Genomic DNA, 12,520 nt, shown 5'->3' with positions numbered 1-12,520 from the left:
CGGCGCCGCCGGCGAGCTGCTCCAGCAGCCCGAGCAGGGTGGACTCGCCGTAGGTGGCGGCGACGTACTCGCACACCCACCACGACACGGCGTACCACGCCTCGGCGTCGGTGCTGCCGAACTCGGCGTGCCCCGGGAGGTCGGTCGCCGACGCGCCCACGTCCAGCGCGCGCGACGGGAGCCGCCGCTGGCCCGGCGACATCGAGCGGACGGAGGCGTACTCCGCGATGCCCTCGCTGAGCCACAGCGGCGCGCCGCGGCCGCGGGCACCGAGCAGTGCGTGGGTGAGCTCGTGGCGCACCAGGCGGCCGAGCACGGCAGACGGCTCGTCGAGGACGCGCGGGTTCACGAAGATCCGGTACGACGCCACGCCCCTGCCCGGCGCGGCCGCGTCCACCGGCACCGCGATCGTCAGCCCGTCGACGCGGTCGGGGTCGCCGACGGTCTGCCCGGCGAGCCCGTCGAGGAAGGACAGGTCCTGCACGGCGTAGACGACGACCCCGTCGAGGGCCGGGGAGGCGTCGTCGGAGCCGACGACGCTGCGGACGTCGGACCGGCCGCTGCTGGCGGCGTCGAGCACCTGCCAGGCGTCCTCGTCGGTCCAGGAGTCGAAGATGCCGAGCACCCCGGGCGCCTGCTCGACGTGGATGGCGTGCAGGTCCCACGGCTGGGCGTTGCCGGGGTGCTGCTCCTCCCACGCGTAGTCGGTCGTCGAGCCGACGACCAGGCGGGAGCCGTCCCGGGTGGGCACGAAGCGGTAGCGGTCGCGGGTGCGGACCGGCGCAGCGTCGTACCCTTCCAGCGCGAGGGCGACGACCACCTCGGCCCAGTACTCCGTGCTGTCCACCCCGCTGCCGTCGACCGGGGTGATGGTGTCGGGCAGGACCCGCAGCCGCAGCCGGCCGACGGGCAGCTGGGCGATGTTGTCGAAGTACACCTGCTGGGTGTCGACGAGGCCGGCATCCGAGCGGTCCAGGGTCGCGCGGAAGCGGGCGAGGTCACCGCGGCGCAGGGACGCGGCGCGCTGGTCCAGCGTGGCCTGCATCCGCGCGGCCACGTCCTCGTAGGCGGAGCCGCCGTGGGTCGGCGGCGGCGGGTCGTCGGAGCAGGCCGTCAGCGGCAGGAGCGCCGCGCAGGCGAGCGCCGCGAGGCGGCGCCTGGCCAGCTCACCGGCTCCTGTCGGCATCGAGCAGCGCGGCCCCGTCGGGGTCCGCGGGCTCGGCGGTGATGTCGTGGACCGCCTGCAGCGCGATGGCCGACGAGGTCAGGCCGACCTGCTCGAGGATCGCCGCGCGCTTGGCGTGGTCGAGGAACTGCTGAGGGATGCCGTGCAGGCGCACCGGGGTGCGGATGCCGGCCTCGGCCATGGTCTGCAGCAGGACGGCGCCCACTCCCCCGACGACGCCGTTGTCCTCGATGGTGACGACGCGGCGGTGGCTGCGGGCGAGCTCGAGCAGGGCGGGGTCGACCGGCTTGACCCAGCGCGGGTCGACGACGGTGACGCCGATGCCCTGGTCGCGCAGCCGGGCGGCGACGTCGACGGCGACGGGGGCCATCGCGCCGACCGAGACCACGAGCACGTCCTGCTCGCCCTCGCGCACCAGCACGTCGCAGCCGCCGACCGTGTCGATCGCCTCGACGTCGGCGGGCGGCGGTCCCTTGGGGAAGCGGACGACGGTCGGGGCGTCGGAGACCTCCACGGCCTCGTCGAGCAGCTCGCGCATCCGCGGGACGTCGCGCGGCGCGGCGAGCCGCAGCCCGGGCACGACCTGGAGGATCGACATGTCCCACATGCCGTTGTGGCTGGCTCCGTCGTCGCCCGTGACGCCGGAGCGGTCGAGCACGAAGGTGACGCCGCACTTGTGCAGCGCCACGTCCATCAGGACCTGGTCGAAGGCCCGGTTGAGGAAGGTGGCGTAGACGGCGAAGACCGGGTGCAGCCCGCCCATGGCGAGCCCGGCCGCGGAGGTCACGGCGTGCTGCTCGGCGATGCCCACGTCGAAGGTGCGGTCCGGGAAGCGCCTCTGGAACTCGTCGAGGCCGACGGGGTGCATCATCGCCGCGGTGATCGCGACGACGTCGGGGCGGCGCTCGCCGATGGTGACGACGTGCTCGGCGAAGTGGTCGGTCCAGATCGGTCCCTTGGGCTTCTCGGCGCCGGTCTGCACGTCGAAGGGGCCGGGGGCGTGGAACTGGTCGGCCTCGTGCCGCTCCGCCGGGTCGTAGCCGTAGCCCTTGCGGGTGATGGCGTGCACGATGACCGGGCCGCCGAACTTCTTCGCCTGGGAGAGCGCCTGCTCCATCGCGCCGCGGTCGTGGCCGTCGACCGGCCCGACGTACTTGAGCCCGAGGTCCTCGAAGAGGCCCTGCGGGGCGAGCGCGTCCTTGATGCCCTTCTTCATGGCGTGCAGGGCGTCGTAGGCCGCGGGGCCGACGCCCGGGACGGCGTTGAGCCGCTTCTTGACCACCTCGAGCAGGGTCTCGTAGCGCGGGTCGGTGCGCAGCGAGGTCAGTGCGGTCGCGAGGCCGCCGATGGTCGGGGTGTAGGAGCGGCCGTTGTCGTTGACGACGATGACCAGCCGGCTGTCGTGCTGGATCGCGATGTTGTTGAGCGCCTCCCAGGCCATGCCGCCGGTCAGGGCGCCGTCGCCGATGACGGCGACGGTGTGGCGGTCCTCGCCGCGGATCGCGTACGCCTTCGCGAGGCCGTCGGCGTAGCTGAGCGCGGTAGAGGCGTGGGAGTTCTCGACCAGGTCGTGCTCGGACTCGGCCTGGCTCGGGTAGCCGCTGAGCCCGCCCTCGCGGCGCAGCGAGGCGAAGTCACCGGCCCGACCGGTGACCAGCTTGTGCACGTAGGACTGGTGGCCGGTGTCGAAGACGACCTTGTCGCGCGGCGAGTCGAAGACCCGGTGGATCGCCAGGGTCAGCTCGACGACACCCAGGTTGGGCCCGAGGTGACCGGAGTTGGTCGCGACGGTCCGGATCATCAGGTCGCGGATCTCGGCCGCGAGCTGGGTCAGCTCGTCCTCGGACAGGCCGCGCAGGTCGCGCGGTGCGGTGATCTGGTCGAGGACAGCCATGGGCCCCACTTTATGCGCTCACAGGTCGTGGACCGCGATCGCCGGCTCGTGCAGGCTGCCCATCCACAGCCGCCCGTCGTGCTCCCGCACGCCGGTGACCATGTGGTACGACGCACCGTGCTCGGCCGGGCGGACGTCGACGTCGTGCACGAGGCGGCCCTGGTCGTCGTACGCGAGCGCGCGGACGGTCTCCTTCGGCTTCGGCTGCACCGCCTCGGGCAGGGCGGTGGCGAGCCGGCGCAGGGCCATCGGGCCGTGCTGGAGCCGCTCCACGACCGGGTCGGTCGGGCTGGCGATGCTGACCCAGACCAGCCCGTCGCTGCCGCGGGCGATGTTGTCCGGGTAGCCCGGCAGGTCGGTGACCAGGAAGTCGCGCTCACCGGCGCGGGGTCCGCTCGTCCAGTAGCGCACCACGGTGCGGGCGCCGGTCTCCGCGACGCACACGAAGTCCTCGGCCGCCGAGAGCGTGACCCCGTTGGCGAAGGCGAGTCCGTCGAGCACGACCGAGACGGTGCCGTCCGGCGCGCGGCGCAGCAGCCGACCGGTGCGGGTGTTGCGGACGAAGTCGTGCTTCCACTGCTCGATCCCGAACTGCGTGGACGAGTCCGACCACCACAGCGTGCCGTCGGACGCGATGGCGCCGTTGTTGCAGAACTTCATCGGCCGTCCGCCCACGCCGTCGGTGACCAGGTCGAGGTGACCGCTCGCGGGGTCGACCCAGAGCAGGCCGCGGCGGGCGTCGCACACGAGCAGCCGGCCGTCGGGGGCGAGCTCGAGGCCCAGCGGACGCCCGCCCGTGTGGGCGACCCGATCGATGCGGCGACCGTCGTGGGAGACGCGGAAGATCGCGCCGTCCTCGGTCCCGGTGAACACGCAGCCCTCGTCGGGCCCGGAGGTGGCGACCACGACGTCCTCGGCACCGTGGCCGGGGACGGCGAACGCGGAGAAGGTCATCGCAGCAGCTCCTGGTAGCGGTCGGAGGCGAGGAAGGCGGGCAGGATCACCGCCGCGGCGGTGGTCAGCGGCAGGTCGGGCACGCGGGCGGGGTCGACGAAGACGATCTGCCGCCCCTCGCCGACGACCACGTCCGCGTCGGTCGCCGTGGTGCGGGCGGCGTAGACGCGGACCGAGTCGTCGGTGCCGTAGGCCTCGTGGAAGACGGTGAACTCCTGCCACAGCGGCAGGCCCGGCGGGGCGACCTCGAGCCCGGTCTCCTCGGTCAGCTCGCGGTAGGCGGCGTCGTCCGGCTCCTCGCCGTCGTCGACGTGGCCACCGACGAAGCCCCAGCGCTCGGGGTCGATGACGGGGTGCTCGTCGCGCTCCTGGAGCAGCACCCAGCCCCGCTCGTCGACGAGGATGACCGAGGCGAACCGCTGCACGGCGCCCACCGTAGCGACCCCGCGGGCAGGCGTCGGGGACCTAGACGACCGGCCCGCCGAGCGGCGCGAGGTCGTCGGGGCTGGCCCCGCCGTTGCAGGAGGCGAACGGTTCCGGCGCGGTGTCGCCCGCGCCGAACTTCGTGACGAACAGGCCGATCCGGGGGTCGTCCGGGCCGGTCAGCTCCAGCTGGCGTCCCCACACCGTGATCACGACGGGGGCCGACTGGTCGGCGTACGGCGACATGATCCCGTTGGCGGGCAGCTGCTCGGCGAGGCGCTCGATGCCGTCGGCGTCGAGGTCGTCGGGGCGGTAGGTCAGCCAGGTGGTGCCGTGCTCGAGGTCGTGCACGACGTACTCGACCGGCACGGGCTCGTCGTAGACGCCGCACTCGAGCCAGATCGGCGCGTGGTCGCCGCCGACCGGCGGGGACTGCGGGTAGGAGTGCTCCTCGCCGATGTCGAGGTGCTGGTTGGTGAGGTCCTCGAAGGACTGGACGTCGTCGAGGTCGCTCGGCCCGGACGCGTCGTCGCCGCGCCGGTCGGCGACGGCGGGCTCGTCATCGTCGTCGCCGCTGAGCAGGACCGGGACGAGGATGGCCGCGGCGAGGACGAGGACCGCGGCGACGACCGCGATCACGACCGGCACCACGCGGCCGCGCCGCGGCGGGGGCGGCTGCTGGAACCCGGCCGGCGGGTACGGCGGCGGCGCGACCGGGTAGGGCGGCTGGGCCTGCCCCCAGGCCGGGGGCTGCTGCGGCGGCGGGGCCCACCCGGGCGGCGGCTGATTCGGCGGCTGGTTCGGCGGCTGGTTCGGCGGCTGGTACGGCGGCGGGGGCGGCTGGTTCACTGCTCGAGCGCCTTCTCCACCCGCTCGACCTTCGCGGTGAGCTCACCGGCGTGGCCGGGGCGGATGTCGGCCTTGAGCACCAGCCCGACCCGCGGGGAGGTCTCGGCAACGACGTCGACGGCCCGCTTGACCACCGCCATCACCTCGTCCCACTCGCCCTCGATGTTGGTGAACATCGCGTTGGTCTCGTTGGGCAGCCCGGACTCCCGGACCACCTGCACGGCGCGGGCGACGGCCTCGGACACCCCGCCGGTGTCGTCCGCTGCCGACGGACTGATGCTGAAGGCGACGATCATGGGCTCACGGTATCGACGGCCTCGAGCCGCAGCCGGGCCAGGGCGTCGCGGGCGTGGGACTTCACCGTGCCGACGGCGATGCCGAGCACCTCGGCGGTCTGCGCCTCGGTGAGGTCCTCGTAGTAGCGCAGCACCAGCACCGCGCGCTGGCGCGGGGCGAGCCGGTCGAGCGCAGCGCGGAGGTCGAGCCGGTCGACCGTGCCGTCCTCGCGGCCGACCGCCTCGGGCAGCTGGTCGGTGGTCACCTCGCGCCAGCGCCGGCGCCGCCAGCGGTTGACGCTCTCGCGCGCCAGCACCGTGCGGACGTAGGGCTCGGGGTCGGCCTGGATGCGCCGCCAGCGGCCGACCACCTTCACCAGCGCCGTCTGCACGAGGTCGTCGGCAGCGTGGGCGTCGCCGGTCAGCAGGAAGGCGGTGCGCAGGAGGGCGCCGCGGCGGGCGAGCACGAAGGCCTCGAAGGAGGCCGGGAGCTCCTCATCGTCGCGCACGGGACCTCCACACGACGGCACCCGCGCCGGCGAGCAGCACTACCGGCAGACCGAGGGCCAGCCACGCCTGCCACGCGGGCTGGTCCGCGGCGGTGGTCCGGTAGCCCTCGACGAGCGGGTTGGCCCACAGGTCGGCGGCGTAGTGGGGTCGGCCCATGACGTCACCGCGGACGGCGAGGCCGAGGTCGACGACGTCCCCGGTGGCCACGTCGACCTCGACCGCCCCGAGGCCCGGGGCCTCGCCGACGACGACGTGCCCGGCGTCGGTCCAGCCGAGCACCTCGCTGGCGTCGATCGGCAGGTCCACCTCCCGCAGGTCCGTGGGGCTCGGCCCCACCAGCAGGCGCCAGTCGGCGGCGTCGGCCTCACCGGGCGCGACGACGGCGACCGCCTCCACCTCCGGGCCGTACGACGCCTCGTAGACCTCGACGCCCATGTCGACCGACGTCGTCCCCCCGGTGCTCGGGTCGAAGCGGAACGTGCGCGTGCCGCGGGACCACACCGTGCCGCTGGGTGCCGAGCCCATGTTCGGCAGCCAGTAGCGCCCGGCGGGCTCCGCGACCAGCCGCTCCCCCGTCGCGACGTCCCACAGGACGAGTGAGCGCTCCCGGGGCCGGTCGCTGCCGGTCAGCGAGTAGGACGTCTCGAGGTAGCGCGAGTCGCCGGAGAAGGTGAGCCCCGAGACGTCCATCCCCCGGATCACGTCGTGGTCGGGGTCCTCGAGCATGCGGGCGCGGCCGGTGACGGTGTCGAGGACGGCGAAGCCGACCACCTCCAGGTCCGCGGAGTAGCGGGTGTAGCCCACCTTCGTGCCGTCGGGCGAGAGCACCAGGTGGTCGTCGCCGAGGGACTCCGGCCGCGTCCCGGGCAGGTCGAGGAACACCGCGGAGCCGTCGACGGCGGAGATCCCGAAGGGCCACGTCCCGGCCTGCTCGACGGCGCCCTCCTCCTGCCGGTTGCCCTCGCGGAGCGCCGAGCCGACCACGGCCAGCGGGCCGGGTGCGCCGGCGCTCCCGGTGCCCTCGGCCCGCGCGTCGGGCGCGTGCACCGTGCGCGGCAGGTGGAGGTCGGCGAACGGCACCGCGACCGGGGGCTCGGGATCGTGCTGCACCGTGACCAGGGCCAGCGACGCGACCAGGGCGGTCGCAGCGGCGACCGCGCCGACCCGGACGGCCTGCCGGGCGCGGTGGCGTCGTACTCCGCGGCGCCAGAGGCTGCGGGTGCCCGCAGCGCCGGCGCCGGTCGGGCCGGTGTCGGTCGGGGCGTGGTCGGCGAGCTCGTCGAGCAGGTGGCGCAGGTCGCGCAGGTCGGTCATCGGGGTCCTCCTGGGGTGGGCTCACCCTCCCGTACGCCGCGAATGGGATGGAAGGAGGGGGCGTCCCCGGAAGTTTTCCGATGACCTCCCGGGAACGCCGACGGCCCGCCCCTCGGGAGGGACGGGCCGTCGGTTCGCTCGGGCTGGGTCAGCCGCGCAGCAGGTTGCGCAGCACGTACTGCATGATGCCGCCGTTGCGGTAGTAGTTCGCCTCACCGGGGGTGTCGATGCGGACGACCGCGTCGAACTCCACGCCGGAGTCGGTGGTGACCTTCACGGTGCGCGGGGTGGTGCCCTCGTTGAGCTCGGTGATGCCCGAGATCGAGAAGGTCTCCTCGCCGGTCAGGCCGAGCGACTCGGCGTTCTGGCCCTCGGGGAACTGCAGTGGGATGACGCCCATGCCGATGAGGTTGGAGCGGTGGATGCGCTCGTAGCTCTCAGCGATGACCGCCTTGACGCCCAGCAGCGAGGTGCCCTTGGCCGCCCAGTCGCGCGACGAGCCCGAGCCGTACTCCTTGCCGGCCAGGACGACGAGCGGGATGCCGGCCTCCTGGTAGCTCACCGAGGCGTCGTACACCGTGGTGACCGGCGCGTCGGCCTGGGTGAAGTCGCGGGTGAAGCCGCCCTCGGTGCCCGGCGCGATCTGGTTGCGCAGGCGGATGTTGGCGAACGTGCCGCGGATCATCACCTCGTGGTTGCCGCGGCGCGAGCCGTAGGAGTTGAAGTCGCGCGGGGCGACGCCGTTCTCCGTGAGGTACTTGCCCGCGGGCGAGTCGGCCTTGATCGAGCCGGCCGGCGAGATGTGGTCGGTGGTGACCGAGTCGCCGAGCTTGAGCAGGACCCGCGCGCCGTCGATGTCGGTGACCGGGGCCGGCTCGTCGGGCATGCCGTCGAAGTACGGCGCCTTGCGGACGTAGGTCGACGACTCGTCCCACGCGAAGGTGTTGCCCTCCGGGGTGGGCAGCGACTGCCAGCGCTCGTCGCCCTTGAAGACGTCGGCGTAGGAGTCGGTGAACATGTCCGAGGTGATCGCCTGGGCGATGGTCTCCTCGACCTCGGCCGGCGAGGGCCAGATGTCCTTGAGGTAGACCGGGTTGCCCTCGGAGTCGTTGCCCAGCGGGTCGTTGAACAGGTCGACGTCCATGGAGCCGGCGAGCGCGTACGCGACGACCAGCGGCGGGGACGCCAGGTAGTTCATCTTGATGTCCGGGTTGATCCGGCCCTCGAAGTTGCGGTTGCCCGACAGCACCGAGACCACGGCGAGGTCGTTCTCCTGCACGGCGGCGGAGACCTCGGGGATGAGCGGGCCCGAGTTGCCGATGCAGGTGACGCAGCCGTAGCCGACGAGGTTGAACCCGAGCTTGTCGAGGTACGGCGTGAGGCCGGCCTTCTCGTAGTAGTCCGAGACGACCTTCGAGCCCGGCGCCAGGGTCGACTTGACCCACGGCTTGCGCTCCAGGCCCTTCTCGACGGCCTTCTTCGCCAGCAGGGCGGCACCGATCATGACCGACGGGTTCGACGTGTTGGTGCAGGAGGTGATCGAGGCGATCGTCACCGCACCGTGGTCGAGGGTGAACGTCGTGCCGTCCTCGAGGGTGACCTCGATCGGGTTCGACGCGCGGCCGCCGTCGGCGGGCGCGGCCGAGAGGTGCTCGCGCGGAGCGTCCTCACCGTTGGACTGGTTCGGGTCGTGCGAGGGGGCGTCGGAGCCCGGGAAGGTCTCCTCGACGGCCTCGTCGTAGCCCTTGGCGTCCTGGGCCTCGCCGGCATAGTCGACGAGCGCGCCGCGGAAGGCGGCCTTGGCCTCGGACACGAGGACGCGGTCCTGCGGGCGCTTCGGGCCGGCGATGGACGGGACGACCGTGGCCAGGTCCAGCTCGAGCTTCTCCGAGTAGCGCGGCTCGGCCGACGGGTCGAGCCAGAGGCCCTGCTCCTTGGCGTACTTCTCGACGAGCGCGAGCTGCTCGTCCGAGCGGCCGGTCAGGCGCAGGTAGTTGACGGTCTCCTCGTCGATCGGGAAGACGGCGATCGTGGAGCCGAACTCCGGCGACATGTTGCCGATGGTGGCGCGGTTGGCCAGCGGCAGCGCGCCGACGCCCTCGCCGTAGAACTCGACGAACTTGCCGACCACACCGTGCTGGCGCAGCATCTCGGTGATCGTGAGCACCAGGTCGGTGGCGGTGGAGCCCTCGGGGAGCTCGCCGGTCAGCTTGAAGCCGACGACGCGCGGGATGAGCATGGAGACCGGCTGGCCGAGCATGGCCGCCTCGGCCTCGATGCCGCCGACGCCCCAGCCGACGACGCCGATGCCGTTGACCATGGTGGTGTGCGAGTCGGTGCCGACGCAGGTGTCGGGGTAGGCCAGCAGCTCGCCGTCGACCTCACGGGTGAAGACGGTGCGCGCGAGGTGCTCGATGTTGACCTGGTGCACGATGCCGGTGCCCGGCGGGACGACCTTGAAGTCGTCGAAGGCGCCCTGGCCCCAGCGGAGGAACTGGTAGCGCTCGCGGTTGCGCTCGTACTCGATCTCGACGTTGCGCTGGAACGCCTCGGGCGTGCCGAAGACGTCGGCGATGACGGAGTGGTCGATGACCATCTCGGCGGGCGCGAGCGGGTTGATCCTGGTGGCGTCGCCGCCGAGCTCGGCCATCGCCTCGCGCATGGTGGCGAGGTCGACGACACAGGGCACGCCGGTGAAGTCCTGCATGATCACGCGCGCCGGCGTGAACTGGATCTCCTTGTCGGGCTGGGCGTTCTCGTCCCAGCCCGCGAGGGCCTTGATGTCCTCGGCGGTGATGTCCGCGCCGTCCTCGGTGCGCAGCAGGTTCTCGAGGAGGACCTTCAGCGAGAACGGCAGGCTCTCGACGTCCAGGCCCTCGCCCTTGACCGCGTCGAGGCGGAAGATCTCGTAGGACTTGCCGTCCACGTCCAGGGTGCTCTTGGCACCGAAGCTGTTCTTGCTGGCCATCGCGTCTCCGTCTCCCCGTCGACTGCCACATCGACTGAGCTCGTTGTCGGTAGGTCTCTCCCCTGCATCCTGCCGCCGGGGTGCGGCGCCGGGATAGTGAGGCTGACCTAAGTGTTCCAGAGCACCGGTTCCCGATATCTCTTGATGTCAAGATACACGATCGGAAGGCACATCTCCACGTCCGGGTACGACGGCGAGGGGCGTGTCGTCGGCGAACTGGGTGCGGTAGAGCTCCTCGTACCTCCCGCCCGCGCCGACCAGCTCCGCGTGGGTGCCCCGCTCCACGATCTGTCCGTCCTCGACCACGACGATCAGGTCGGCGGCGCGGACGGTCGAGAGCCGGTGCGCGATGACCAGTGCGGTCCGCCCGGACAGCGCCTCGGCGAGGGCTGCCTGCACCGCCGCCTCCGAGGTGGAGTCCAGCGACGCGGTGGCCTCGTCGAGGATCACGACCCGCGGCTGCTTGAGCAGCAGCCGGGCGATGGTCAGCCGCTGCCGCTCCCCGCCGGAGAGCCGGTAGCCGCGCTCCCCCACGACCGTGTCCAGCCCGTCGGGCAGCGCGCGGACCAGGTCGGCGAGCCGGGCACGGGTCAGCGCGTCCCACAGCTCTGCCTCGTCGGCACCGGGGCGGGCGAAGAGCAGGTTGCCGCGGATGGAGTCGTGGAACAGGTGCCCGTCCTGGGTGACCATGCCGACGGCCTCGCGGATCGACTCCGCGCTGAGGTCGCGCACGTCCACATCGGCGAGGCGCACGGCGCCGCTGTCCACGTCGTAGAGGCGGGAGACCAGCTGGGCGATGGTCGACTTGCCGGCACCCGAGGAGCCGACGAGGGCCACGACCTGACCCGGCTCGGCGCGCAGCGACACCCCGTGCAGCACCTCCTCGCCGCCGCGGGCGTCGAGGACGGCGACCGACTCGAGCGATGCGAGTGAGACCTTGTCGGCGGAGGGATAGGCGAAACGGACGTCGTCGAGCTCGACCGACACCGGGCCCTCGGGCAGCGCGCGAGCGTCGGGCTTGTCGGTGATGAGCGGTTGCAGGTCGAGCACCTCGAAGACCCGCTCGAAGCTGACCAGCGCGCTCATCACGTCCACCCGGGCGCTGGCCAGCGAGGTCAGCGGCGCGTAGAGCCGCGTCAGCAGCAGGGACAACGCCACGACGTCGCCGGCGTCGAGGCTCCCGCGGATCGCCGCGAGCCCGCCCACGCCGTACACGACGGCGACGGCGAGCGCCGAGACCAGGGTCAGCGCGGTCACGAAGGTCGTCTGCACCATCGCGGTGCGCACGCCGATCTGGGCCACCCGCTCGGCGCGGGCGGTGAACTCGGCCGACTCCTGGTCGGGGCGGCCGAACAGCTTGACCAGGGTGGCGCCGGGCGCGGAGAAGCGCTCAGTCATCTGGTTGCCCATCGCCGCGTTGTGGTCGGCGGCCTCGCGCTGGATGCCGGCCAGGCGACGCCCCATCCGCCGGGCCGGGACCACGAACACCGGCAGCAGGACCAGGGCGAGCAGCGTGACCTGCCAGGAGATGCCGAGCATCACCACGAGGGTCAGGGTCAGCGTCACCAGGTTGCCGACCACGCCGGAGAGGGTGGTGCTGAACGCCCGCTGGGCGCCGATCACGTCGTTGTTGAGCCGGCTGACGAGCGCGCCCGTGCGGGTGCGGCTGAAGAACGCGATCGGCATCCGCTGCACGTGGTCGAACACCGTCGTGCGCAGGTCGAGGATCAGCCCCTCCCCGATCCGCGCCGAGAGCCAGCGGGCCAGCAGCCCGAACCCGGCGTCTGCGACAGCGAGGCCGGCGATGGCCAGGGCCAGCCAGGCGACCAGCCCCTCACGACCGCCGTCGACGATCGCGTTGACCACCCGGCCGGCCAGCACCGGCGTGGCCACCGCGAGCGCCGAGGTCAGCACGCTGAGCAGCACGAAGCCGACGAGCTTGCCGCGATGCGGACGCGCGAAGGCGAAGATGCGCCGGGCCGTCGCCCGGTTGAACGCGCGCTCCTCCTGCGGCCCGTGCATGCTGCGGTAGACCTGGTTCCACGCGATCGACTCCATGCTCATGGTCTCGACGGTAGAACCTCAAGTCGGGTTGAGGACAAGCCGGTGCGCCCGGGCCCGACCCCGAGGTGACCCGCGGCGCGTCG

Annotated in this window: 10 protein-coding genes; all 10 read right to left on the bottom strand. The window is 72.7% G+C overall.

Annotation, left to right across the window (positions count from 1 at the left end; all coding sequences use genetic code 11):
• The coding region (locus tag L615_RS12950; protein WP_145725316.1) for a hypothetical protein at positions 1-1,186 on the bottom strand (1,186 nt) is incomplete at its 3' end.
• The gene (gene dxs, locus L615_RS12945) at positions 1,167-3,080 is read right to left on the bottom strand and encodes a 1-deoxy-D-xylulose-5-phosphate synthase (protein WP_145725315.1); all 1,914 of its coding nucleotides are present in this window, start codon (positions 3,078-3,080) and stop codon (positions 1,167-1,169) included. The genes L615_RS12950 and dxs, both read right to left, overlap by 20 nt.
• Positions 3,081-3,098: 18 nt before the next feature.
• Positions 3,099-4,034, bottom strand: coding sequence for an SMP-30/gluconolactonase/LRE family protein (locus L615_RS12940; RefSeq protein WP_028654295.1), 936 nt, complete (start codon positions 4,032-4,034; stop codon positions 3,099-3,101).
• A complete protein-coding gene (locus L615_RS12935) occupies positions 4,031-4,459 on the bottom strand; it encodes an NUDIX domain-containing protein (protein ID WP_036516696.1) in 429 nt (142 codons plus the stop codon). Before L615_RS12935 ends, L615_RS12940 begins: the two co-directional genes overlap by 4 nt.
• 40 nt (positions 4,460-4,499) lie before the next feature.
• Positions 4,500-5,306: a DUF3105 domain-containing protein gene (locus L615_RS12930; RefSeq protein ID WP_145725314.1), complete on the bottom strand. Its 807-nt coding sequence runs from the start codon at positions 5,304-5,306 to the stop codon at positions 4,500-4,502.
• Positions 5,303-5,602, bottom strand: a complete 300-nt coding sequence (locus tag L615_RS12925; protein ID WP_145725313.1) for a thiamine-binding protein — start codon at positions 5,600-5,602, stop codon at positions 5,303-5,305. The genes L615_RS12930 and L615_RS12925 overlap by 4 nt, the downstream gene beginning before the upstream one ends.
• Positions 5,599-6,090 (bottom strand): SigE family RNA polymerase sigma factor, encoded by a 492-nt coding sequence (locus L615_RS12920; protein ID WP_145725312.1) that lies wholly within the window; start codon positions 6,088-6,090, stop codon positions 5,599-5,601. The genes L615_RS12925 and L615_RS12920 overlap by 4 nt, the downstream gene beginning before the upstream one ends.
• Positions 6,077-7,405, bottom strand: coding sequence for a hypothetical protein (locus tag L615_RS12915; RefSeq protein WP_145725311.1), 1,329 nt, complete (start codon positions 7,403-7,405; stop codon positions 6,077-6,079). Before L615_RS12915 ends, L615_RS12920 begins: the two co-directional genes overlap by 14 nt.
• A gap of 148 nt (positions 7,406-7,553) precedes the next feature.
• On the bottom strand, positions 7,554-10,373 hold the full coding sequence (locus L615_RS12910) for an aconitate hydratase (protein WP_145725310.1): 2,820 nt from the start codon (positions 10,371-10,373) through the stop codon (positions 7,554-7,556).
• A gap of 147 nt (positions 10,374-10,520) precedes the next feature.
• On the bottom strand, positions 10,521-12,437 hold the full coding sequence (locus L615_RS12905) for an ABC transporter ATP-binding protein (RefSeq protein ID WP_145725309.1): 1,917 nt from the start codon (positions 12,435-12,437) through the stop codon (positions 10,521-10,523).
• Positions 12,438-12,520 lie beyond the last annotated feature (83 nt).

Origin of the sequence: Nocardioides sp. J9 (assembly GCF_007829375.1) — a bacterium.
Taxonomy (GTDB): Bacteria; Actinomycetota; Actinomycetes; order Propionibacteriales; family Nocardioidaceae; genus Nocardioides.
This window is presented reverse-complemented; position numbering and strand designations above follow the sequence as displayed.

Excerpts from the sequence above, each read along its gene's own strand:
- dxs (WP_145725315.1), bottom strand. The coding sequence starts at position 3,080 with ATGGCTGTCCTCGACCAGATCACCGCACCGCGCGACCTGCGCGGCCTG.
- L615_RS12940 (WP_028654295.1), bottom strand. The coding sequence starts at position 4,034 with ATGACCTTCTCCGCGTTCGCCGTCCCCGGCCACGGTGCCGAGGACGTC.
- L615_RS12910 (WP_145725310.1), bottom strand. The coding sequence starts at position 10,373 with ATGGCCAGCAAGAACAGCTTCGGTGCCAAGAGCACCCTGGACGTGGAC.
- L615_RS12905 (WP_145725309.1), bottom strand. The coding sequence starts at position 12,437 with ATGAGCATGGAGTCGATCGCGTGGAACCAGGTCTACCGCAGCATGCAC.
- L615_RS12915 (WP_145725311.1), bottom strand. The coding sequence starts at position 7,405 with ATGACCGACCTGCGCGACCTGCGCCACCTGCTCGACGAGCTCGCCGAC.
- L615_RS12925 (WP_145725313.1), bottom strand. The coding sequence starts at position 5,602 with ATGATCGTCGCCTTCAGCATCAGTCCGTCGGCAGCGGACGACACCGGC.